Below are 23979 nucleotides of genomic sequence, written 5' to 3' on the forward strand. Positions count from 1 at the left end.
GTTTTGTTTGCCTTATTGCTAAGGGAATACAAAGGTAAAAACGGATTTATTATTTGCAAACAAAGAGTAGAAAAAATATTAATTATTTTTTGAATCTTCAGGCAAATAGGCATAGTTGTTTAAAATGCTTAAGACCGCAACTCGTACTTTACGTGGATCGTCAAATATATTTTCAGCATATAAGTCAGTCGTATATCCCTGCCAAATCATAGAGTTACTTGAGGCTTCTGTAAAATTGATGACTAAAGTACCATTATTGATATCTAAGTTTTTATTTTCATACTTCTCTTTTTCTTTATCGCTTTTATTTCTAAACAAAATAAAATCATCCATTTTTGGCTGATCGTATCCGCGATATCTTAAGGAATCGGTATAGTACAAATAGTTCACATAAAAGCTTGGGTTATCCTCTTGATAATCATAACCTAATAATTCCAAATGATTAATTATAGTGGCCTTCACCAGTTCGTTTTGAGAATCGGGTATTGTGCTCGCAGTAACGAAAAAAGCGAAAGAATTGTAGTTGTTAAAGTCTCCCAAAAAATTATAATCATATTCCACTGGGTATTCCTTGGTTATAAAACATCCGTTTGACAGAATTAAAGTAAGTAGTAGCAATTGAGATATTCTTTTCATATTGTTAATTTAACAATAATATCTTAATTCTGTTTTTACATGACACAATATTTTAATAGAAGGTCTTATCACAATACTTTTTCAACCCATTTTCTGGCATTTACCAAAGCTTCTACCCATGGAGAGATTTCATCAGATTTTGAATCAGTTGGATAGTTTGCCCAATTCCATGGAAAAATACTTCGTTCCAAATGTGGCATAATGGCTAAATGTCTACCGTCTTTCGAACAAATTGCAGCGGTTTGGTAATCAGATCCATTAGGATTTCCAGGATACTGGTCAAAACTGTATTTTACTGGGATATCGTACTCTGACTCTTCTAGTGGCATTTCAAATTTACCTTCACCGTGTGCTACCCAAATCCCTAATTTGCTATTTTGAAGGTTGCTCAACATCACTGAATTATTCTCTTGAACATCCACATTCACAAAAGAACATTCAAACTTATGAGAATCATTATGAGCCATTTTAATTTTGTCTTTATGGTCTGGATAAATTAAATCTAATGCAACCATTAATTGACAGCCATTACAAACTCCCATACTTAAAGTATCTTCCCTTTTGTAGAAGTTTTCTAGTGCCTTTTTGGCATTTTCATTATATTTAAATGCTCCAGCCCATCCTTTAGCAGAGCCGAGTACATCGGAATTGGAAAAGCCTCCTGTAAATACGATAAAGTTTACATCAGACAAATCTTCAGCTCCGCTCATTAAATCCGTCATGTGAATATCTTTCACGTCAAAGCCAGCCATATACATCATATAGGCCATCTCACGCTCACTATTCACTCCCTTCTCACGAATAATGGCAGCTTTAATACCACTTTTAGTATTTCTATTAGGATTTAAACCTAAAGATTCGAAAGTGCCTTTAAATTGCTTAGGAAAATCATATGCTAAGGCTTGTTTTTTGTAATTTTCGAATCTAGATTTTGCTAAGTCCTTGCCACTTTGCTTTTCATCTAGCAAGTAAGAGGTTTCATACCATTCATCTCTTAAAGAAGGAATATCCAAACTTAAATGTTGTTCCTCATTTTTGATTTCGATTTTGTTTGAGGTGACAACATTTCCCAATAAGGTTATATCGATTCCTGCTTGCTTGAGTTCCTGAATTATTGCTTCGTTTTCAATTTGTAGTAATAAACCCGGTTGTTCACTAAATAGCAATCTCGTAAGGTCTTTTTCTGCGAACGAATTGAAATTCAATTCGAGACCTAAATTTTGATGGGGGAAAGTAATTTCTAGGATGGATGTAATTAATCCTCCTGAACCTATATCGTGGCCTGATAATACTTTGTCTGCTTTTATTAGTTTTTGAACTGCATCAAATGCTATCTTAAAATGCTCAGCTGATTTTATTTCTACTGTTTTTTCTCCCAAGGAAGCTTTCGTTTGAGCAAAAGCTGAACCGCCTAATTCAAAGCTTCCTTTACCCATATTGATATAAACCAATTGGGTCTTATCTTGGGGGACTAAAGCAGTTTCTAGCGTTTTTTTGATATCTGAAACTTCTCCTGCTGCAGAAATTATTACAGTACCAGGCGCATATACTTTTTCGCCTGAAGGATATTTTTGTACCATGGAAAGCGAATCTTTTCCTGTGGGGATGTTAATACCCAATCCCACAGCAAAATCGCTTATAGCTTCTACAGCTTCGTATAATCTAGCATTTTCCCCTTCATTTTTAGCAGGCCACATCCAGTTTGCACTTAAGGAAATGCCTTTTAAGCCATCCTGAATAGGAGCGAATACAATATTGGTTAATGCTTCTGCAATGGATAGTTCAGAACCTGCTTTAGGGTCAATTAGGGCACTGATCGGTGCATGACCAATAGAAGTTGCAATCCCTTTTTCGCCCTTGAAATCTAAAGCCATAACAGCTACATCATTCAGAGGTAATTGGATTGGACCTGTGCTTTGTTGTTTGGCTACTTTTCCGGTCACGCACCTATCCACTTTATTGGTCAACCAGTCCTTGCAGGCAACAGACTCCAATTTTAGTACATCTTTAACAGCGTTTTCGATTTCTTTTCGCTCATACTGCAAAGAGGTGAACTTTATAGTTTGTTTTTGATCAGCTAAAATGGTTTTAGGCGCGCTACCGAACATAGAAGCCAAAGGCCAGTCAACAGGGTTTTTACCACCTTTATTATCTTCAAAACTGAAGTGGTGATCTCCAGTGATTTCTCCTACTACATAGAATGGTGCCCTTTCACGTAAGGATACTTTTTCAAGTTTGGCTATATCCTTTTGTTTAATCACCAATCCCATTCTTTCTTGAGACTCATTGCCTACGATTTCTTTGGCAGATAGCGTACGATCACCAACAGGAAGTTTTCTTAAATCAATTTTTCCACCTGTATCTTCCACTAATTCAGAGAGGCAATTCAAGTGGCCCCCAGCTCCATGGTCATGAATAGATACGATAGGGTTTTCAGATGATTCAGCCATAGCACGAATAGCATTGGCCACTCTTTTCTGCATTTCTGGGTTGGCTCGCTGTACAGCATTTAATTCAATCTGATTTGCAAATGAGCCTGTATCCACAGAAGAAACTGCGCTTCCACCCATTCCTATGCGGTAGTTATCGCCACCCATCACCACAATTTTATCACCTTTTTGTGGAACGTCCTTTTTACTTTGATCCGCAACTCCGTAACCAATTCCTCCAGCCTGCATGATTACTTTGTCATAGCCATATTTCTTACCGGCATGCTCATGTTCAAAGGTTAAGACTGAACCTGAAATTAAGGGCTGGCCGAATTTGTTTCCAAAATCTGAAGCACCATTGGAAGCTTTGATCAAGATATCTACCGGGCTTTGATATAACCACGGCCTTTCCTCCATATGATTTTCCCAAGGTCGGTTCCCTTTTAGCCGTGAGTAAGAAGTCATATAAACAGCAGTTCCAGCTAAAGGGATTCCTGCTTTTCCGCCTGCCATTCTATCTCGGATTTCTCCACCTGAGCCAGTAGCGGCACCGTAGAAAGGCTCAACTGTTGTTGGAAAGTTGTGGGTTTCTGCTTTCAAAGAAATTACGGATTTGAACTTCTTTTTTTGGAAATAATCTGCTTTCTCAGGGTTTGGAGAAGAGAATTGCTCTACTTCAGGTCCTTCTACATAAGCTACATTATCCTTATATGCAGATACAATTCTATTGGGATTTTCTTTAGATGTTCTTTTAATCATCTGAAACAGTGTATGAGGCATTTCTTTACCATCAATTACGAAAGTTCCATTGAAGATCTTATGTCTACAATGTTCTGAATTGACTTGAGAGAATCCGAAAACCTCACTGTCAGTCAGTGGGCGGGCTAAGTCTCTGCTTACCTGTTCTAAATATTCAATTTCCTCACCGCTAAGTGCTAATCCTTCTTTTTCATTGTATTGAGCAATATCATCTATTAATTCAATGGAATCCGGTTCCTTATCAATAGTAAAAATATCTTCATTTAATCCTTGATATTTGGCTTGCAGCATTGGATCGATGAGATCGGAGAGCTTCTCAATAGCTTCAAACATTTCAATTCTGAAGATGCCCTGCAGCCCCATTGTTTGGGTAATTTCTACGGCATTTGTACTCCATGGACTTACCATTTCTTTCCGAGGTCCTACATAAATACTAGTCAATTCAGAAGAAGGGATGCTCTTTTTTGCATCTAAAAGCCAAAGGAGTTTTTCTGTGTCAGTTTCTGAAAATGAATTTTGATGTCCTAAGGCGTATATTTGATGATTGTTACCCTGAAAAAAGCTTAGCATAATGTGTTTTATGTAGGTGGAATTAATAAAGTCGCAAAGTTAGAAATTATCCATTATTTAACCTAGAACCAAGAACCTAGAATCTAGAACCAAGAGCCAAGAATCAAGATAATTTTGCTCTATCTTTAAATTCATGAAGATTTATTTCAAATTATTACCGCTATATTTCAATAATTGATTCTGCCCAGTTATCCCTTGGGGATTAAGGGGCTGGGGCAAGATGCTTAGCAGTATCAGCAATCAATGTATTATGTCCTGCTTCCAGTATTACATGTTCATATTCTTTCACATGTTTTAATAGATCCATCATATTTTCCGCAGTAATGATTTTGTCGTATTTACCAGTGAACATCTTCATGGGAATTTTATTTTGATTGATCAGGAAAGCAATCAATTTCAAATCAAATTTAAGATGTCGGAATACAACCCAAGTCAGATATACTCTCCGTCTTTTTTCGCGAGTATTCATCTGTGTGTTGGCGAATTTTAATAAGCTTTTGTCTACTATTCCTAGTTTTTTGGTGGTCTTTAAAATTTGGTAAAAATATTTAGGTCTCACTATCATTGCTCTGAAGAATTTTCGAAATGAGGTGGGGTAGGTAGCCAAGCTGTACCATAATGACGTTTTAATTCCGTCTGGAGCAATTAATTTAAATTCTTTAATCCTTCTCGGGAATAATTCTAAACTTGCTAGTGCAAATTTTCCACCCATGCTGTAACCCACGACCGCAAAGTTTTCAATGTGATGTTTTTTAAGAAATGATGTTAGTATTTCTTCCCAATCTTGTTTTTCTAAGGCTTGATTCCTGTCTTTCCATTCACTTTTACCGTGATAATAAATATCAAAGGCATAAACCGTATATTCATCACCTAGCAATTCATCAAATGGGTCATAGACTTCTTTAGATTGACCAAAGCCGTGAAATGCTAAAAGTGGGGTAGCCCCACGTCCTTTAACGGAATAGTGTAAAATATTTTCCCCAAATGTTATATGGTCAAGCGGCATCTATGCAATTGATTTAATCATAATAATAAGTATTAACAAAATTTTAAATCATAAACAGCGCTCGTTTTGAATACCTGCAACTATCTATAATCCAGTAATTTGTAAAATATTTTCAAATATTCTGAAAAATTATGAACAAAGACTATCTTTGCCCGTTGGAAACCGAGGAAACTTTCAAACAGCTTCAAGTTTCCTAAGTGTAAATCGCAATATAATAATTTGAGTACAGAGAAAAACATATTAGAGGGAGCAAAAAACTTGTTTATGCAATTTGGCTTGAAATCCATTACTATGGATGATATAGCCAGAAAGGTTGGCGTAAGCAAAAAAACGATTTATCAATTCTTCAGTGATAAAAACAGTATTGTTTATAAATCAGTGCATGAACATTTTTCTGATCACAGATCGGAAATAGAGAAAGTATTAGATAATAGTAAGGATTCAATTGAAGCTATGTATCGCATTTCAAAATGTATGAAAATGCAGGTAGAAGCCATTAATCCAACTGTCTTATATGATTTACAGCGCTATTTCCCTAAAGCGTATAAAAGGTTTTTAGATTTTAAAAACACCTTTATGAGGGAACGCATGAAAATCATTTTAGAGAACGGAATCAAATCAGGATACTTTAGAAAAGAGATCAATCCGGAAATATTAATCATTCAAAGAATCGAACAAGTCCAGTTGGCTTTTAATAATGATATTTTTCCGAGAGATAAATTTGATTTCAAGGAAATACATGAACAATTATTCGACCATTTTATTCATGGTCTGTTAACAAAAAAAGGAAAAGAAAAATATAATCAATATTTAAATGAAGAGCACGATGCTTAACAAAATCAGAATTTTTTGTGTCTTGTTTGCTTTTATGCCTTTAGGCGCAATAGCGCAAGAGGAAATGAGCAAACCAATGAGTTTGGAAGAATGCGTGAATTACGCATTAGACAACAATCGTAATTTGAAATCAACCCGATTACAGGAAAATATAGCAGAAACTCAAGTTGGTGAAACGCGATCGATGGGCCTTCCACAAGTGAAGTTTCAGACTGGATTAAATTATAATTACGAAGTTCAAAAGGCATTTCTACCAAACGAGATTTTGGGCAATCCTGAGCCTGGTTTTACACCAGTGCAATTTAGTCCTGAATATGATGGAAATGCCGCTTTTTCTATATCGCAACTGCTTTTTGATGGTTCTTACTTTGTTGGTCTCCAAGCAGCAAAAACTTTAAGGGAATTAAGGCAGAAGGAATCGAATCAATCGGAAGTGCAAACAGTAGAAGCTATTACAAAGGCTTACTACTTGGTGTTGATTACCGAGGAACGTCTGAAATTATTAAATGCTAATCAGGAGCAGTTAGAACGAGTGCTCAATGAAACGAAAGCCTTATATGAAAATGGATTTGCAGAGAAAATTGATGTTGACAGAATCAATGTAAATTATAATAATATTCAAACGGAAAACAATAAGGCCAAAAGGAGTTTTGATGTTTCGAAGGACATGTTAAAATTTCAAATGGGGATGCCCATCAACTCACCTTTAGAGCTTTCAGGCAGTATATCAAACCTCACATTAGAGGCGGAGGAATACATGAATAAATCAGAAAATTTCAATTACAGAGAAAGAAGTGAATATTCTATACTACAAGTCAACCAAGACTTGGCAAATTTGGATTTGAGAAATAACAAAGCCACCCATCTCCCTAAGCTATACGCAAATTTTAATTATGGATGGAACTCTGGAGTAAATGGTGCCAGTGAATTATTTGAGTTCAGTAATAATTGGTTAAGTTTTGGAGCTATTGGCGTGAGTCTTCAGTGGGATTTATTTACTGGATTGAATCGATCAAGTAAAATGGAGAAAAACAGAATTCAGATTGAGCAAATTGAAATACAAAAGGAACAATTGAAAAGCTCCATTGATATGGAAATCAAAAGAGCAAAAGATGATCTGACATCTGCCAAAGAAAGTATGGACGTGCAAAAGCAGAATATGGAGTTAGCTTTATCTGTTTACGAACAGATAGAAACTAAATATAAAAATGGCTTAGCAAGCAGTCGTGAATTATTAGATGCTGAAACCGCAAAAAAAGAAGCAGAAACAAATTATTACAGTTCTCTTTATGATGCTGTGATAGCTAAAATAGAATTAGAGAAAGCATTAGGTATATTGTATTGATTAGATAAAAATGATAAGATTTATAAAAATGAGAAATTTAGTTTTAATGATATCGCTAGCTGTTTTAATGAGCGCTTGCGGAGGAGATTCAGATGTAGCAAAACTGAAATCAAAGCTGGAAAGTATAGAGAAGGATATTCAAGAGAAAACGATTGAAGCAGCAGAATTAGAAGAGAAAATTGCTAAGATGGATCCCGAATTTGCAAAAAAGACAGAGCAGTCGGTATTAATTAAGTCTGCAACGATAGCTAAGTCTGATTTTAAACATAAGATTCAAGTTCAAGGAGAAGTAGCCTCTCGTAAAAATATAACGATGGGTGCTGAAACCATGGGTAGGGTAATGCAAATTAATGTAACACCTGGAGACATGGTGAAGCGTAATCAACTCTTAGTAAAAATGGATGCTTCTACAACTGAAAATAGCATCAAAGAATTGAAAACTGCCTTAGATTTAGCTAGCACTATCTACAAAAAGCAAAAAAATCTGTGGGAGCAGGAGATAGGAACAGAGGTTCAATATCTGGAAGCTAAAAACAGGAAGGAGACTTTAGAAAGACAATTAGCTACTGCCCAGTCGCAACTTAATATGGCCTACCTAAAGGCACCTTTTAATGGAAGGATCAATGATGTCAACGTAAATATGGGAGAGATGGTGCAGCCGGGAATGCCAGTATTGAGCATGGTGAGTCAAGAAGAGATGTATTTGAAAGCAGCTGTTTCCGAAGAGTACATCAATGATTTCAGTCAAGGTGATTCAGTTGAGGTGTATTTACCGTCAATCAAAAAGTCATTTTCTACGGTGGTTAGCTCGGTGAGTTATGTCATTAATCCAGCTAATAGAACCTTTCAGTTAGAAGTGAAGGTCAATGAGTTTTTAGAAAACTTGAAACCTAATCAATTTGCTCGTTTGACACTTGTTGATTATGAGAACGAAAATGCAATTGTTGTTCCTTCAGAAGTAGTGCAACAAGATAATGTGGGTGATTTTATCTACTTAGTAAAGACAAAGGACAATCAAAAGAAAGCTGAGAAGGTAAGAATTGAAAGAGGGAAGACCTTCAACGGAAAAACTGAAATTTTGAAAGGTATTGAGGCAGGTGACGTGATTATTTCTCAAGGATATAGAGAAGCTGTAAACGGTATTGCAGTTCGTTTAGCAAAATAATTTTGAAATAGGATATTTATGAGCGATCAAAATAAAAAGAAAGTAGAAAAGGAGTTTGGTTTAACTTCCTTGTCGGTGAATAACCGAACTACAGTTTATGTAATAGCTTTTCTGATTATTGCTTTAGGGATATATTCATATATTAATCTACCTAAAGAGAACTTTCCAGAAATAGCACAACCTACCATATATGTAGGTACTCCACATCCAGGAAACTCTCCTGCGGATATGGAAAAATTAATTACCCGTCCGTTGGAAAAGGAAATAAATACTATATCCTCGGTGGACAATATTCGATCTACCTCAGTTCAGGATTTTTCTACGATAATAATTGAGTTCACAACCGATACTGATGTTGATGAAGCCTTGCAGGAGGTGAGGGATAAAGTGGATCAGGCTAAATCTGAATTACCGTCTGATCTACAGGATGATCCGAATGTATTCGAATTGAACGTGTCGGAATTCCCGATCATGAATATTAATCTTTCGGGGAATTATAGTGTAGAAACCCTTAATTCTTATGCTGAATATTTAGAAGAGGAGATGGAGAAATTTCCTGAGATGTCTAAAGCGGAGATAAGAGGCGTTGATGAAAAAGAGGTTCGAATTATGGTGGATCCTTTGGAAATGGAAGCTCGTAAGGTCAGCTTCAACGATATAGAAACAGCCGTGCAGCAGGAAAATATGACCATGTCCGGTGGTAATATTAAAATGGGTGATATCAGAAGGACTGTAGCGATTTCTGGTGAATATGAAAATCCGGAGGCTTTGGAAAACTTAATTGTTAAAAATGAAAAAGCCAATATTGTTTATTTAAAGGACATTGCTGAGATCGAGTTTGATTATAAGGAAAAGCAAAGTTTTGCTCGCCTTAATAATGAGGCCGTAGTAATGGTAGATGCTGTGAAGAGAAGTGGAGAAAACTTGCTAATCTTAACAGATAAGATTTTCGAAGTAGTGGAAGATGCTAAAAAGAATGTTTTTCCTGAGGATTTAGTAGTAACCATTACTAACGATCAGTCACAGCAAACGCGTGATCAGGTAAGCAGTTTGGAGAATAATATTATCTCCGGAGTAATCCTTGTAGTATTGGTACTTTTATTCTTCCTAGGTACACGTAATGCCTTGTTTGTAGGGATTGCTATTCCGATGTCGATGTTTATGGCATTTATGATTTTAGGAGCCTTAGGCATTACAATTAATATGATTGTGCTTTTCTCTCTGATTATGGCACTAGGGATGTTAGTCGATAATGGGATTGTAGTAGTGGAGAACGTATATCGATTAATGGAAGAGGGGTATTCTCCAATAAAAGCTACTAAAATAGGTGTTGGAGAAGTAGCGCTTCCTATTATTTCTTCTACAGCAACCACTTTAGCAGCATTCTTGCCTTTGGCTTTTTGGCCAGGTCTCATCGGAGAGTTCATGAAGTATTTGCCAATCACGCTGATTATTACTTTAGGGTCCTCACTATTTGTAGCTTTAGTAATTAATCCGGTATTCATCGCGTCTTTCATGCGAATAGATGAAGGAGGGAAGCTTAATTACAAAAGGGTTTGGAGAATTGCAGGAATTTCTTTTGCAATTGGAGCACTTTTCATTGTATTCAAAGTTTATGCGATCGGAAATTTAGCAATTTTATTTGGTGCATTGGGATTACTCAATACCTATATTTTGACGCCTCTTTCGAGGAAATTCCAAAAGAGCTTTTTGCCTGCAGTGGAAAGACTGTATTCGAGAACTTTGAAATTTGCAATTCGAGGCAGGAATCCTTATTTCTTTTTGGGTGGAACAGTTGTGGCATTAATTGGCTCGGTGATGTTGTTAGGAGCATTCACACCTAGCGTTCTGTTTTTTCCTGAAAATGAGCCGAAATATGTGAATGTATTTGTAGAATTTCCTATAGGAACAGATGTTGAGCATACTAATGATTTTACTAAAGAAGTAGAAAAAGAGGTGAAAGAAGTCATTGCACCCTACACTGATATAGTAGAGTCTGTAGTAGCCAATGTAGGCCGAGGAGCAAGTGATCCTAGTGACCCTACCGCTATGGGGCAATCAGACACTCCAAATAAAGCTCGAATTACTGTAAACTTTGTGGAATTCAAGTATAGAGAGGGAATTTCTACCTCAAAAGTAATGAATGAAATAAGGGATGCCGTCTCGGATAAATATGCGGGAGTTTCAATTACGGTAGATAAAGATCAGGCAGGACCTCCAACAGGAAAGCCGTTGAATATTGAAATCAGCGGTGAAGACTTTGATCAATTAACTCAGATTACAGAGGATTTGAAAGTTTTTATAAAAGATCAAGCTATTGGTGGAATAGAAGACCTCAAAGATGATTTAGAAACCGGAAAGCCGGAATTAACGGTAAATATTGATCGTGAAAGTGCTAGAAGATTTGGATTAAGTACTGCAGTGATTGCCAATGAAATCAGAACGGGACTCTTCGGAAAAGAGATATCTAAATACAAAGAAGGAGAGGACGATTATGAGATTCAGCTAAGATATTCTGATGAATATAGATATGATATAGAAGCCTTGATTAATAAGAAGATTACTTATAGAGATCAGTCTTCAGGAAAAGTTAATCAGGTGCCCATTAGCTCTGTAGCAGATGTAGAATATACCAGTACTTATGGTTCTATTAACAGAAAAGAGTTGGATAGAGTGGTAACAGTATATTCTAACATTTTAGATGGTTACAATGCCACTAATGTTAATAACCAATTAAAGGCAGCGATGAAAGAATTCGAAGTGCCTGCAGGATATGAAGTAAAATTTACTGGTGAGCAAGAAGAGCAAGCTGAAGAGTTAGAATTCTTAAGTATTGCTTTACTATTAGCGGTGTTCTTAATCTTCTTAATTATTGTGGCACAGTTTAATAGGTTGACTGCGCCTTTCATTATTATGAGTTCTGTTATATTCAGTACTATCGGTGTATTTTTAGGATTGGTTGCTTTCCAAATGGATTTTGTGATTGTAATGACCATGATTGGTATTATTTCTTTGGCAGGGATAGTGGTGAATAATGCAATTGTGTTGATTGACTTTATTGAAATAAGTAAATCTAACACCAAACTGAATCTTAAGGAAGGTGAGAGTATGACATATGAAATGGTGAAAGATGCCGTGATGCTAGCAGGAAAGACACGTTTACGACCTGTATTGTTAACTGCGATCACGACTATCTTAGGTTTGATACCGCTTGCCATTGGATTCAATTTTGATTTTATCCAGTTGTTTACGAGCTATGATCCTGATTTCTACTTAGGTGGAGATTCAGTTATGTTCTGGGAGCCAATTTGTTGGACCATTATATTTGGTTTGTCATTTGCAACTTTCTTAACATTGGTAATCGTACCGGTTATGTATCTTATTGCGAATCAATTAAATGCTAAATTTGGGATAGGGAGATAAGTTAGAAGTTGGGAGTAGGAAGCTTGAAGTTTCCGCTCCCAACTTCTAGCTTCTAAACTTCTAACTTCCAACTCCTACTCATGTCCAAAATCATTCTCATACCGCTAGCTGCTGTAATTTTCATTTTGATTGATCTATATGTCTTTCAAGCAGTGAAAATAGCTGTACAAAATTTTTCTCCTTTAGGAAAAAACATTGTTTTTGGCATCTATTGGGGCTTTACGGCCATTACGCTTCTAGGCTTTTTCCTTTATCATTTTACAAATCCTGATTTGTTTTCTAGAGTGGCAAGGCAGTTTATGCTAGTGATCGTATTTATGAATTACATCTCTAAAACCATTGCGCTACTTGTTTTGCTCATAGGAGATGTCGTCAGATTTGGGCAATGGAGTTTTTACAAGATTACTGATCTTTTAAATAATTCAAAGAGTGATATTGAAGGACAAAAAATCACTCGATCAGCTTTTTTTGCCAAGTCAGCATTGGTTGCAGGAAGTTTACCATTGGCCGCCATGAGTTTTGGGATTATATCGGGAGCCCATGATTACAGAATCCGAAGGAAATCAATTGTAATACCGAATCTTCCCAAAGCGTGGCACGGAGTAAAGGTTGCACAAGTCTCCGATATCCATAGCGGCAGTTTTTGGAATAAAGTCGCAGTGGAAGGCGGAGTAGATATGCTTTTAGCTGAAAAGCCTGATTTGATCTTTTTTACAGGAGATTTAGTCAATAATGAAGCGAATGAAGTGGAGAATTATATTCCTATTTTTTCCAATTTAAAGGCAGATTTGGGAGTGTATTCAATACTGGGTAATCATGATTACGGAGATTATAAAAATTGGCCTAGTGAAAAAGCCAAAAAACAAAATTTACAAAATGTGATTGATGCTCATGGTGTCATGGGATGGAATATACTATTGGATGAACACCGTGTATTGGAAGTTGATAATGAGCCACTAGCCATTCTTGGGGTAGAAAATTGGGGAGCTGGGAGATTTGCAAAATATGGTGATATAAGCAAGGCTTATGCTGGAACTGCAGATTTACCAGCTAAAATATTACTTTCCCACGATCCAAGCCATTGGGATGCTCAAATCAGAAAGGACTATCAAGACATTGACTTAATGCTAGCGGGCCACACCCATGGCTTTCAGTTTGGAGTAGAAATCCCTGGCTTCAAATGGAGTCCTTCGCAGTACGTCTACAAGCAGTGGGCTGGTCTTTACCAAGAAGACAATCAAAACTTATATGTCAATAGGGGCTACGGTTATTTAGGATATCCCGGAAGGATAGGTATACCGCCAGAGATTACCATTTTGGAGTTGAGACAGAGTTGATCTATTATAATTCATACATCTCTGTATTCATGACTTGTTCGAATTTTGATACACTTTTGCAGTTAATAATTTCAACCACAGAGAATTTGCTACCTCTCGTTTTAAGAGATTAGTTTCATTTATTCCGTCTGATACTTCATTTCAATCTGTAAGCCATACCGGAGTTAAAAATAGATTTTATTGTAGAAGAGTTTTGGTTTCAAAGAAGCACCATGCTAGCAGCATTTGCTCCTTGGGGTAGATCAGAAAAATAAATGCTCAAGGTGCTTCTGGCTAAAAATATAGATAGTAACTTGGATCTACACTTTAGCAGCTTTTAATGTATTTAGTAAGCGAGAAATAAGTCAAAGATATTATGTATTTGGAACGGGAGATAATTGCACTGTATTTATATTTTTTATATTAAATAAAGATATTATATACTTTTTGAAATTTAAACTTGGTGATACTAATTATTACGTTTATTATTAAATAAAAATTTCAGCCAAAATGAAAAAAATCCTCCTTCTTTTAATCGGTTCTTTTTTCCTTTCGATTCAATTATTTGCTCAAATAAGTTTCCAGTCTGCCGATACGGTGCGATTCAATACAGAAGGATTAACCGATGCCGTCTTAGTAGATGTTGATGGTAATGGGGTTAAGGATTTGGTCTATCTATTAGACGATAGGATATATTCCATTGTTGGTTTTGAAGATAATTCAACGGCTAATAAAAGTTTGATTTTTGAAGTTGAGAATGTAAACATTAGAAATTTCTCCAATTTTGTTGATTATAATGATGATGGGTTTTTAGATTTTGCTATTGTAACCTTTGAAAATCCAACTTCTTTCTTACCGTATGTTATATTTGTAAAAGGTTCGGAAGATGGCTTTGTTGAGGATTTTAGGCAGGAAATACCTTCGCTCTTTTACACAAAATTTATTGATTACAATCAAGATGACTCTTTCGAATTCTTTTATTCTACTAGCGAAACATTTGGGTATGTGAGTAATTGGGAAAATGGAATTGAAGGTTTTGATATGGAATTCCAGCAAGAGTCTGTTAATGGAATTGAGGCTATTGATTACGATAATGATGATGAATTAGAGATAATCGGTGCTGGAACAAATAGTTTTCATATCTATGACGTATCACAAAGCCAAGAAGTTGATCTTGTGTATTCTGCTATAACCGATTTTACTCCAAATACAATTTCTTACGGAGATATCAATTTAAATGGCTTCACTGATTTTATTTATAGAAAACAGGATAATATATTCAGTTTGACTTACAATAATGGTGAATTTATTGAAAACAATCTTACTGAATCTCAAACGATATTTAATTTAAGGTCCCCACAATTAATAGATATTGATCAAAATAATACTTTAGATATAGTATTTAAAGATGCTCAAGATCGATTACGTTATCTTAAAAATGAAAATGGTAATTTCAATCAATTTGAACTTATAGGGACTACTGGAATTAGATTTATTGCCAATCTCCTTTTTGATGATTTTAATCAAGATGGTTTCATCGATATTTTAAATTATTATGCAGGAGTGTATGATTTGATATACCTTGACCCAAATCAAGAAATAAATGAGATTTTCAGTGGAGAGTTTTACGAAGAAGTTAATGCTCTATCATCCTTTGATATGGATAATGATGGAACTGATGATTTAGTAGCTATTGCAAAATCTGGCTCCATGAATATAACCTATGATTATAAAAACAACCTAACAGGAGAACCAATGAAATATCCCATCCAAAGAGATAGCGATAAGTTGAATGTTTTTGATGTAGATCAAGATGGTAAATTGGACATCATTTATTACGAGCCAAATGTTTCTGCTGGGAATTCTGTTTTATACTTAATGACAGGGTTGGGAAATAGAGAGTTTGAAGAACCTATTCAATGGAAATTTATACCCAATGGTGATGTGATTTTCGAAACTGATTTAAATAGTGATGATAATTTAGAATATGTAACTTTTAGATCATTTAATGAAGAAATAGTCATGATCGATCCCAATTCAGGAAATATTAATGATTATAATAATCCTGACAACGTAATAACGATCCAAAATGGCAGTGGAATTAAAGCAATTGATATAGGAGATTTAACTGGCGATGAGTCAGAAGATATTGTAACTGCAAATTTCCAATCTCAAAATATTTCAGTTTTGGTGAATGATGGATTTGGGATATTTGCAGAATCAAATATTGACGTTGCGCAAAATATTAATGCTATCAAAATCTTTGATTATGATTTTGATGGCCATAATGATTTATTAATTACCACAGAAGATATAAATAGCGGAGCGGAGCATTTACAAGTTTATTTGAATGATGGGCAGGCTGGCTTTATGCTTACCCATGAATTTGAATTAGATGTTTTTCAGGCTGTAAATATAGATATACTTGATTTAGATAATGATGGAGACAATGATATTCTTGTTGGAGCATTCACCTATCTTGGCCAAGAAATATTTGAGAATAAAGAAGGAACTTTTGAATTGGTATCAGTTGAAATTGATAATCTTGGTCAAGTTTTAAGATTATTTGATGATATAAATGAAGATGGTAAAGTAGATTTCCTATCTGCAGATATTACTTTTGGAAATACATTTATACACTATAATAATTCTGTTTCCAAACCCACATTCGATAATTTTAGTTTGGATATTCAAGAAATTGGATACGGAAACACAACTGTTGCCCAATCTGATTTAACTGCTTCAGGCTACATAGTATTTTTAAAGGAAGACAGCAGTAGTACTTTAAATGAATTGCCTGGAGATAATTTATTTTATGCAGCCAATACTTCATTTGGGAATGGCAGCGAACTTGATGGTGCATTTGTCGTGTATTCAGGAAATGATAATTCGTTTGAAATAACTGGTTTAAAGGCAAGCTCAAATTATAAATTATTTGCCTTTCCTTACAATAGTAATTCGCCTAATAATACTTTAATACAATATACAGATAGTAATTTTTCATTAAGCTTCGCAACAGACTCTTCTATTTATTTGCTACAAGATTTACCTAAAATAGAGATAGATGAAGATGGTTCTACTAGGTTGGATTTGACAGAATATGTTTTTGATGATGGAATTAACACCTACACTGCTTTAGCTGACACAGCTGATGTCGAATTGATTTTTGAGGCAAATATTTTGAAAATAGAGTCTTTAAATGGCTTTCACGGAGATGTTGCAATAGAGATTTCTGTAGAAAATGACTATGAAGAAAGAAGCTATAATTTGGAACTGTTGGTTAATGCCGTTGAACCTGTTTTGAGTAATTTGACAGAGTTGGAAGGAATTAGGGTTTACCCAAATCCAGTTGCCGATAATTTATATTTTGAGGGTATTATTGAGGAAACAGCCTATACAATTTTTACTGCTGACGGTCAAATGATAATGGTTGGCACCTCTATTCCAGAGGTATTGAATATTAGTAGCTTAGCCGATGGTATTTACATTTTTGTTGCTAATAGCAAGCTGTATAAATTTGTAAAAAGATAAGATTTTATCCAGCTATTTCTAGGGTTGCCATGGAATCAGCTTTATCTGTCCCGCTATCCTAATCGTGAATCTTAAATGCGCTTCTGGTATCAAATCAGCTAAGAGGTGTATGAAAATAATATCTTGAAAATTATGAATTTATGCCTGGGAATTAAATAAGTTGGAAGTTAATGATGGCAGTTTTTTTAGGACTGTTATTCTAATAGTTTTCATAAAATTGTTTTCTGCTTTATTGGAATTTTAGTTTGCCTATTTTTTGACGATATAAGCATAGAACATAAACATTCAGCCGTCATTCAGGAAGAAAAAGCTATTACCTTTTTGCGCTCGAAGTTTTAAGTAGGATGACTGTTGGCATGTCGCAGCACTACAGCTACCAAAGGGAGTTGAGCAAGAAGCAGCGCTAAACCTACAACGGCAAGGAATCCATCACGGATCTGGATTTGGGCTGGCTTGATTTTGGCGCAAGGATGTGCCAGGCAGACTTAGGCAGGTGGTTTAATGTGGATCCGATGGCAGAGAAATACCATGACATGACGCCCTACAAATACTGGCTCAATAATCCCATGGCCTATACTGACCCTACAGGTATGACGGAAGTTTATGGAGTGGACATGGATCTGGGGGCTACGGGTTCGGTGCAGAATGTTTTTGTATCTAGATCTAGTGGTGGGGAAGAGGAGAAGAAAAATAAAGGAGGTTGTGGAGGGGCTGGACAACAGCCTTGCCCTAATGGAATGGAGCAAGAACCTGATTTGATGCCAGAAGGTGCCCTATCTTATTTGGATGTTGTCCCAAGTGCCAAGGACAGGGTTGGGGTTGGTAAAGGAGATGATGTAACCAGCGAGGGTTCTTCATTAGTTCTGGGACAAGATTTGTCAGAATTTGATTGGCTTAATCTAGCATCAGCAGAAGGCGCCATCTGGGCAGGAGCTACATCAATTGCAACTAATAGTTCTAAACCTAAATTTACAAGTTCAAAGTCATGGGCAAAACAAGTTAAAATTGGCACTAAATTAGGTAGAGGATTAGGCGTAGTAGGGCTTGGATTTACTGTAATTAATATGCGAATGAATGGTATCAATTTAAGTAATAGTCTTGATGCCACATTTGGTGTTATAGGATTTTTTGGAGCTCCTGGAGCAGCTATTTCAGGCACATATTTTATAGGGAATTTGGTTACATATGGGGTAACAGGTCAGACAATTGGAGAACATATTAACAATTATTATTGGATTCCAAGCCCAGGAGGTATTGGGTTTATTCCGATTGATAAAAAGTCAGGAAGATGATGGAGCTATCTAATTATATTTACTACAGGATTTACGGTTTCTTTTTGTCACGAAAAGACAATGTTCCTGAAACAACAGGTTGGATGTTGTTATCTTTAATGCAATTCCTTACTATAGTCGATATTATATTTATAATGGAACTGATATATAGTTTTCCAATTCCTTCCAAATATGGATTTTTACCATTGCTGATAGTGCTTGGGGTATTTAATTGGTACAGATATGAACACAAATTTCAGATTGAAAGCTTTGATGAGCAGTGGAAAGATGAAGAAGAAAAGAAGAAAATAAGGAATGGGTGGTTAATAGGAATGTATCTGTTAATATCATTACTTTTTCCTGTGGTTTTGGGGATACTTGATCATAATCTTGGAATGATATAATGAATACTTTTATTACTAAGTAGCAGTCAAAACAGAAATAATGAAGCTATTCGATTTCGGAGAAAGCTATTACCTCTTCGGCATGTCGCAGCACTACAGCTACCAAAGGGAGTTGAGCAAGAAACAGCACTATACCTACAACGGTAAGGCATCCATCACAGATTTGGATTTTGGCTGGCTTGATTTTGGCGCAAGGATGTACCAAGCGGATTTAGGCAGGTGGTTTAAAGTGGACCCAATGGCAGAGGACCGTGATTGGTTATCTCCATATAATTACGTGCAGAATAATCCGATGATAAGAATTGACCCTGATGGAGCATTGGATGCCCCTATTTATGATACTGCCGGTGAATTTTTAGGAACAGATAATGAAGGATTACAAGGTAAAGCTATTGTGATGGATAAAGATAATTTTACACAAGGAATGTCTCACCAAGATGCTTTAACAAAGAACAAAGGTGCTGAAGGTTTAAATAGTACAGAGGCAGGATCGAAGCTGGTGAATCATTATGATGGTCTAAAAGATAGACCTGATTATGATGGGGTAGTGACTCCAAGTGAGGGAAGAGCATGGGCAAAATCTCACCCAAACTTAAGAGCTAATGCTAATGACGATGAATTTAAAAATGCCACTGCTAATGATAAACTTTACTTAGATGCATCAAAAATGGATTTTGGCACATTATCTACATCTGAATTTTCTGGGAATGGCGATATTAAAAATATTAATTTATTCAGAGTCTTTAATACGTATACAAATGATGCTACAGTTCGAGCCACTACTTACGCTTTAGGTAGGACAAGAATTCAATTGATAAATAAGAAAACTAGGGAAGTACGAGTAATAAATGGTAAGTGGAATGCGTACGATTAGAATACTGGAGGCAGCTGGGTTAGAGATAGAATGATTAGAATCGATAGATCTATAAATGGATTAAATGATAGCCATGGTGTTCCAGTTTCTGTATATGGAGTTGGTAAACTAAATTGGTAATTTAAAATGTTAAAATTTTATAAAGAGTATCTGGTAATCTCATTTTTCTGCTTTTTGTGTAGTTGTGGGAGCACAACCGATGAAAGTCTTGGTGATGATTTTTATTATTATCAAGAAAGTAGGAATAGTTTTATAGTTCTATTCTGCACTTCAAAGGGGCTATTTGAATGTAATTCTGGAATTCAAGTTATTCCTTCCGATATTGAGTTGATCAATTATAATGAGGATTATATAATTGCAAAGACAAAAACAAAAGATGGAGATCAGTTTTGGCTTGTAGATAAAAAGAAGTTTATCAATAAATCAAATAATAAAAACTCTGTTTTTAAATATTCAAATCATATTGATTTTCAAAATGATAAGGCAAAGTTTGGAGTTAATTTAGACTTGAAAAGTCCAGAGAATATTTAATTAATAGAATCCGTTTTTGTAGTCTTGGAAATCAAAAAAGTCATAAACTTATGACAAGTTCAATCATATTTAGGTTAATTTCACATTAAGGATAAATAGACCACTATTGGATGATCTAATTGGATTATGAAAAAAATAATATGGTTGATATTAATTTCCAGTTCGTGCGTATTCAGCAGAATGGATGATAGCATTGATTTAGGTGAGAAATATAGATATATTCAAGATTACCCTCAGGTAATTATTTATTACAAAACCCCTGAATATCAAGGTGGAGGGGTTAATATTGTTCCACCAGTTGTTTTAGCGTATGATTTCAACGATAATTACATTATTGCAAAATCTCAGGTAGATGATCCTTACAGCAAAAAAGTTAAACCAAACCAATACTGGGTCATAGATAAAAGTAAAAATGGAGATACAGTAGAGCCAATGGATTCATTAACTTTTTTCAATAGGTTAAAGGAATTAAACCTTGATTTAGATTTTACTGGTAAAGAATAGGTTTGCTCAATTGGATTTGGGCTGGCTTGATTTTGGCGCAAGGATGTACCAAGCCGACTTGGGCAGGTGGTTTAATGTGGATCCGATGGCTGAGAAATACCCGGACATGACGCCCTACAAATATGGGCTCAACAATCCCATGGCCTATACCGACCCCAATGTTATGACCGAAATTTATGGAGTGGATATGGGGGCTAAGGGCTCGGTGCAGAATGTTTTTGATGCATCTCGTAATGTAATGTAATGTAAAAATCGTTACGAAAGCTATGATGATTGGGTTGAACAGGTGGGGAAAGATTGTGTAGAATAAATTACACTGAAGGTTGAATAATCCGATTCAGAATGATGATCCGATAGCCAAAACAAATTTAGTGGAGACCAGAATTTATGCTTTACTATGCCATCTTTACTTTAGAAATAACTATATCTAGCTTCGCAATTATCATTTAAAGGAAGGATTCCTATTTTTCAATAGTTCCAGTCCGTTCGCAAAGCTTCAATAACGCTTATAGAATAAAGATTGTACCAAGTTTGGTTACAGGTATCAAATAAAAGGGTATTGGGTAAATTAGTTTTTCAATTAACCAATGATATAAAAATCTAAGTTGAAAAAGGACATTTTCAAGCCCTATGGTAGTGACACTAAATGGCTGAAAATCTACAACCTGAGGGAAGTCTAGTACCTTGCAGGTCACCGCTACATCAGCAGCACGGAAAGTTATTTAGAAAACGATATGGAAGGTTTACAGGAAGAAGTACAGCAGTTCCATCCGTTGGGGTAAGGAAATAAATTTGCAAATTGCAACTAAATATAGTTACTTTGAGTTATGTCTAAAAAGCAGAAATTAATTGACAGGTTTTTGAGTATGCCAGCTGATTTTCATTATGATGAGATGGCTAAACTACTTGGGTATTTTGGTTTTGAGGAAGTAAAGATAGGAAAGACCTCGGGTTCGAGGGTAAAGTTTGAGAATAGTGAAGGGGTTCCCATTATGCTTCATAAACCACATCCAAGCGGCATTATGAAAAAATATCAAATGAAACAAGTAAAAGAAACATTGGGGCTATGAAATATTTGGGATATAAAGGTTACACAGGAAGCATAGAGTACAGTCAGGAAGATAATTTACTTTATGGAAAGGTATTAGGTATTAAAGGGCTGATCTCTTATGAAGGAGAAACAGGGCATCTTTTAGAAGCTGATTTTAAAGAGGCTATTGATGTTTATTTAGCCGATTGCAAAGCAGCGGGAAAAACACCTGAGAAACCGTTTAAAGGAAGTTTTAATGTACGTATACCAGCTACATTGCATCAAAAGGCTGCTCTTTTAGCCATGGAAACAAAGACCTCGCTTAACAACCTTGTTGCAGAAGCAATCAGGTCAAGGGTAACGAAGGAAAGTGCATAACAGCTCATCCAGAAGCTAAGACAGGGCAGTAGTTGGCCGCTTATGGCGGCCATGTTGAGAGTGGTGCAATACGAGAGTGAGCAATTTATTGTTCCTTCCCCATCGAGGGGTCGGAACAATACTTGGTGAAGCGGTGTGTATGTGGTGCGTTGCTAAGACTGTTGTCTGGAAAAATTCAAACCTGCCTGCCGGCAAAGGCAGGTCCTCCCGCCTTAAACCGCTCCACAAGTAAAAGGATACCGTGATGGTTTAATGATGTTTTGCACTGCTGAAAAAGCAGAGCAGAATCGGAATCACCATATCCTTTTACTTGTTCCACTATTTAGCCCACGCACGTGCCGATTTGCATTTTCCTCCCTTTGCTTGCCATCCGCTCCTCGCCACGGCTGTTCCTTTTTGCTTTTTTAATGAGTTTAATCCCTGCGGGGCTATGGCAAAAAAACAAAACCTCAGCCCGAGTTAGTGCGGGCCTGCGACCACCGCCAGACACTGCCAGGCGTGCTCGTTCCTCACACTCCTCCTGGCAGGCTGGACGGTGGTACCCGCAGGGGCCCGCAGAGCAGACAGTGCAGGACGGGAAAGTGAAGTGGTTCCAGCAAATTGTTGTGGTCGTTTTACTGAGTGGAAAGCTTACCGCGCTCTGTTGGCTTTTTTACTTTTAATGGGGTGCAGTAGTTCGCTTGGATCATCCCGATAAAAACCAAATGGCAGGACAGGAAGTGCTTAACAAAAAAGTGAAATGATGCCATTTCCTTTTTTCCGGGACGTTTTACCTTCCATTCTGTCCGCTAAAAAAGTGCCTTAAAATGTAGGAAACGGTCTTGTCTAAATACTGATAAGCCTTTAAATGATTTAGAGCTCTATTTTGCTCTATTTTTGTGTCCTCTGATATAAACCAAAGCTACCATAACTTTACAATAATGCTACATGAGATATAGCTAGAAGGATGAAAAAGATAAAAAGTAGGTAGTGGTATTATAGGTTGTTAATCAGTTGTTTATATTGTTTTGAACTCACGAAAATCCTTTGCATTATTATCGAAATCCGATGAAATAATCACGTCCTAAAATAAGATATAAGGACTTAGTAATTTTGAAAGTAAGGAGTAAGAAAAGAGTTCCAGAATAGGAAGAAGTAACAAGTAAGGAAATAATAAATGGCTTTTGCCAAACCATTTTATCAGTAAGTGGAAAGGGAAAACTCATTTATCTAAAGGAAAAAGATATGGGGATTTTTACAATAGGTTTTTTTGGATGGTTTATCGTAACATTTTTACTACTGATGATATGCCCAAAAGATAGAATACCATTAATAAGAGAGTTTTTTGAAAGGATTTTCCCAAGGTTACCAATAACTGGGATCATAAAAGCTATCAAAAGAAGAAGAAAGCCTTAGACTTATTTAGTGGTTCAGATGGATTATTATAAACAAAAAACTATCTTGAAAGCTGAATGGGCTGTTTAAAATTATCATACCGACAGCCGGGGGAAGGCATAGGCAAAACCGCATTTTTTTCAGTGGGGAGACTGGAAAAAAAAGAGTGTGCGCTAAAAAATCGCTATAATTACTATCCCTTCGGGCTAACTTTTAACTCCTATCAGAGAAGCTACAGCAAGGCGAACAATTACAAGTACAATGGTTTTGAGGAGCAAGTGGAATGGGGCGTTTACGACTATCAGGCAAGGTATTATGATGCGGCTTTAGGCAGGTTCTTGAATGTTGACCCTGCAGCTGATTTAATGAGAAGGCACTCACCTTACAATTATGCTTTTGACAACCCGATCAGGTTTATTGACCCCGATGGTATGATGCCATCTGATGTAGTTGATCCCGATCCACCTTCTAAGGCAAATAGAACGCTTAGTGATGTTGGGGAAGGGTTTAGCATGCTTTTAAAAATAACGACAGGTAAAGATGCTTCAGAAATATATCAAGGTCTAAGTGACGGGCTTCAATACATGTAAGACAAATTA

At 36.1% G+C, this 23979-nt stretch carries 17 protein-coding genes and 1 pseudogene; 15 read left to right on the top strand and 3 right to left on the bottom strand.

Annotation, left to right across the window (positions count from 1 at the left end):
* Positions 1 to 78: 78 nt before the first annotated feature.
* From B9Y84_RS01970 to B9Y84_RS01980, 3 genes are all read right to left on the bottom strand, one after another.
* Positions 79 to 636, bottom strand: coding sequence for a DUF4136 domain-containing protein (locus tag B9Y84_RS01970; RefSeq protein WP_085515414.1), 558 nt, complete (start codon positions 634 to 636; stop codon positions 79 to 81).
* A 68-nt stretch (positions 637 to 704) separates the two neighbouring features.
* Positions 705 to 4394, bottom strand: coding sequence for a phosphoribosylformylglycinamidine synthase (purL, locus tag B9Y84_RS01975; RefSeq protein WP_085515415.1), 3690 nt, complete (start codon positions 4392 to 4394; stop codon positions 705 to 707).
* Positions 4395 to 4596: 202 nt separating this feature from the next.
* Complete coding sequence (locus B9Y84_RS01980) at positions 4597 to 5400, bottom strand: alpha/beta fold hydrolase (protein WP_085515416.1); 804 nt, start codon at positions 5398 to 5400, stop codon at positions 4597 to 4599.
* A 219-nt stretch (positions 5401 to 5619) separates the two neighbouring features.
* On the opposite strand from B9Y84_RS01980, the gene B9Y84_RS01985 reads away from it, so the two are divergent.
* The 15 genes and pseudogenes from B9Y84_RS01985 (at position 5620) to B9Y84_RS02055 (ending at position 23970) form a co-directional block, all read left to right on the top strand.
* Entirely contained in the window at positions 5620 to 6234 is a 615-nt protein-coding gene (locus B9Y84_RS01985) for a TetR/AcrR family transcriptional regulator (RefSeq protein WP_085515417.1), read from the top strand.
* On the top strand, positions 6227 to 7579 hold the full coding sequence (locus B9Y84_RS01990; RefSeq protein WP_176223682.1) for a TolC family protein: 1353 nt from the start codon (positions 6227 to 6229) through the stop codon (positions 7577 to 7579). Before B9Y84_RS01985 ends, B9Y84_RS01990 begins: the two co-directional genes overlap by 8 nt.
* 28 nt (positions 7580 to 7607) lie before the next feature.
* Entirely contained in the window at positions 7608 to 8744 is a 1137-nt protein-coding gene (locus B9Y84_RS01995; RefSeq protein ID WP_176223683.1) for an efflux RND transporter periplasmic adaptor subunit, read from the top strand.
* An 18-nt stretch (positions 8745 to 8762) separates the two neighbouring features.
* Positions 8763 to 12167, top strand: a complete 3405-nt coding sequence (locus B9Y84_RS02000; protein WP_085515420.1) for an efflux RND transporter permease subunit — start codon at positions 8763 to 8765, stop codon at positions 12165 to 12167.
* 80 nt (positions 12168 to 12247) lie between these two features.
* A complete protein-coding gene (locus B9Y84_RS02005) occupies positions 12248 to 13504 on the top strand; it encodes a metallophosphoesterase (protein WP_085515421.1) in 1257 nt (418 codons plus the stop codon).
* 489 nt (positions 13505 to 13993) lie between these two features.
* Entirely contained in the window at positions 13994 to 17014 is a 3021-nt protein-coding gene (locus B9Y84_RS02010) for a T9SS type A sorting domain-containing protein (protein WP_085515422.1), read from the top strand.
* Between the two features lie 422 nt (positions 17015 to 17436).
* Positions 17437 to 18306: pseudogene (locus tag B9Y84_RS02015) on the top strand (RHS repeat-associated core domain-containing protein); the annotation flags it as partial.
* The gene (locus B9Y84_RS02020; protein ID WP_085515424.1) at positions 18303 to 18689 is read left to right on the top strand and encodes a hypothetical protein; all 387 of its coding nucleotides are present in this window, start codon (positions 18303 to 18305) and stop codon (positions 18687 to 18689) included. The pseudogene B9Y84_RS02015 and the gene B9Y84_RS02020, both read left to right, overlap by 4 nt.
* A gap of 40 nt (positions 18690 to 18729) precedes the next feature.
* Positions 18730 to 19563, top strand: coding sequence for an RHS repeat-associated core domain-containing protein (locus B9Y84_RS02025; protein ID WP_085515425.1), 834 nt, complete (start codon positions 18730 to 18732; stop codon positions 19561 to 19563).
* Positions 19564 to 19689: 126 nt separating this feature from the next.
* A complete protein-coding gene (locus tag B9Y84_RS02030; RefSeq protein ID WP_085515426.1) occupies positions 19690 to 20094 on the top strand; it encodes a hypothetical protein in 405 nt (134 codons plus the stop codon).
* Positions 20095 to 20220: 126 nt separating this feature from the next.
* Entirely contained in the window at positions 20221 to 20598 is a 378-nt protein-coding gene (locus B9Y84_RS02035; RefSeq protein WP_139827921.1) for a hypothetical protein, read from the top strand.
* Positions 20599 to 20614: 16 nt separating this feature from the next.
* Complete coding sequence (locus tag B9Y84_RS20910; RefSeq protein ID WP_262494117.1) at positions 20615 to 20842, top strand: RHS repeat-associated core domain-containing protein; 228 nt, start codon at positions 20615 to 20617, stop codon at positions 20840 to 20842.
* A gap of 583 nt (positions 20843 to 21425) precedes the next feature.
* On the top strand, positions 21426 to 21668 hold the full coding sequence (locus B9Y84_RS02045) for a type II toxin-antitoxin system HicA family toxin (protein WP_085515429.1): 243 nt from the start codon (positions 21426 to 21428) through the stop codon (positions 21666 to 21668).
* Positions 21665 to 22006 carry a type II toxin-antitoxin system HicB family antitoxin gene (locus tag B9Y84_RS02050; protein ID WP_085515430.1) on the top strand — a complete coding sequence of 114 codons (342 nt, stop codon included), beginning with the start codon at positions 21665 to 21667 and terminating at the stop codon, positions 22004 to 22006. Before B9Y84_RS02045 ends, B9Y84_RS02050 begins: the two co-directional genes overlap by 4 nt.
* A 1451-nt stretch (positions 22007 to 23457) precedes the next feature.
* Positions 23458 to 23970, top strand: a complete 513-nt coding sequence (locus B9Y84_RS02055; protein WP_085515431.1) for an RHS repeat domain-containing protein — start codon at positions 23458 to 23460, stop codon at positions 23968 to 23970.
* Positions 23971 to 23979: the final 9 nt, after the last annotated feature.

Source organism: Marivirga sericea (assembly GCF_900177665.1).
GTDB lineage: Bacteria > Bacteroidota > Bacteroidia > Cytophagales > Cyclobacteriaceae > Marivirga > Marivirga sericea.

Excerpts from the sequence above, each read along its gene's own strand:
- B9Y84_RS01970 (WP_085515414.1), bottom strand. The coding sequence starts at position 636 with ATGAAAAGAATATCTCAATTGCTACTACTTACTTTAATTCTGTCAAAC.
- purL (WP_085515415.1), bottom strand. The coding sequence starts at position 4,394 with ATGCTAAGCTTTTTTCAGGGTAACAATCATCAAATATACGCCTTAGGA.
- B9Y84_RS01980 (WP_085515416.1), bottom strand. The coding sequence starts at position 5,400 with ATGCCGCTTGACCATATAACATTTGGGGAAAATATTTTACACTATTCC.
- B9Y84_RS01990 (WP_176223682.1), top strand. The coding sequence starts at position 6,227 with ATGCTTAACAAAATCAGAATTTTTTGTGTCTTGTTTGCTTTTATGCCT.
- B9Y84_RS01995 (WP_176223683.1), top strand. The coding sequence starts at position 7,608 with ATGAGAAATTTAGTTTTAATGATATCGCTAGCTGTTTTAATGAGCGCT.
- B9Y84_RS02000 (WP_085515420.1), top strand. The coding sequence starts at position 8,763 with ATGAGCGATCAAAATAAAAAGAAAGTAGAAAAGGAGTTTGGTTTAACT.
- B9Y84_RS02005 (WP_085515421.1), top strand. The coding sequence starts at position 12,248 with ATGTCCAAAATCATTCTCATACCGCTAGCTGCTGTAATTTTCATTTTG.
- B9Y84_RS02010 (WP_085515422.1), top strand. The coding sequence starts at position 13,994 with ATGAAAAAAATCCTCCTTCTTTTAATCGGTTCTTTTTTCCTTTCGATT.
- B9Y84_RS02020 (WP_085515424.1), top strand. The coding sequence starts at position 18,303 with ATGATGGAGCTATCTAATTATATTTACTACAGGATTTACGGTTTCTTT.
- B9Y84_RS02025 (WP_085515425.1), top strand. The coding sequence starts at position 18,730 with ATGAAGCTATTCGATTTCGGAGAAAGCTATTACCTCTTCGGCATGTCG.
- B9Y84_RS02030 (WP_085515426.1), top strand. The coding sequence starts at position 19,690 with ATGTTAAAATTTTATAAAGAGTATCTGGTAATCTCATTTTTCTGCTTT.
- B9Y84_RS02035 (WP_139827921.1), top strand. The coding sequence starts at position 20,221 with ATGAAAAAAATAATATGGTTGATATTAATTTCCAGTTCGTGCGTATTC.
- B9Y84_RS02045 (WP_085515429.1), top strand. The coding sequence starts at position 21,426 with ATGTCTAAAAAGCAGAAATTAATTGACAGGTTTTTGAGTATGCCAGCT.
- B9Y84_RS02050 (WP_085515430.1), top strand. The coding sequence starts at position 21,665 with ATGAAATATTTGGGATATAAAGGTTACACAGGAAGCATAGAGTACAGT.
- B9Y84_RS02055 (WP_085515431.1), top strand. The coding sequence starts at position 23,458 with ATGGGCTGTTTAAAATTATCATACCGACAGCCGGGGGAAGGCATAGGC.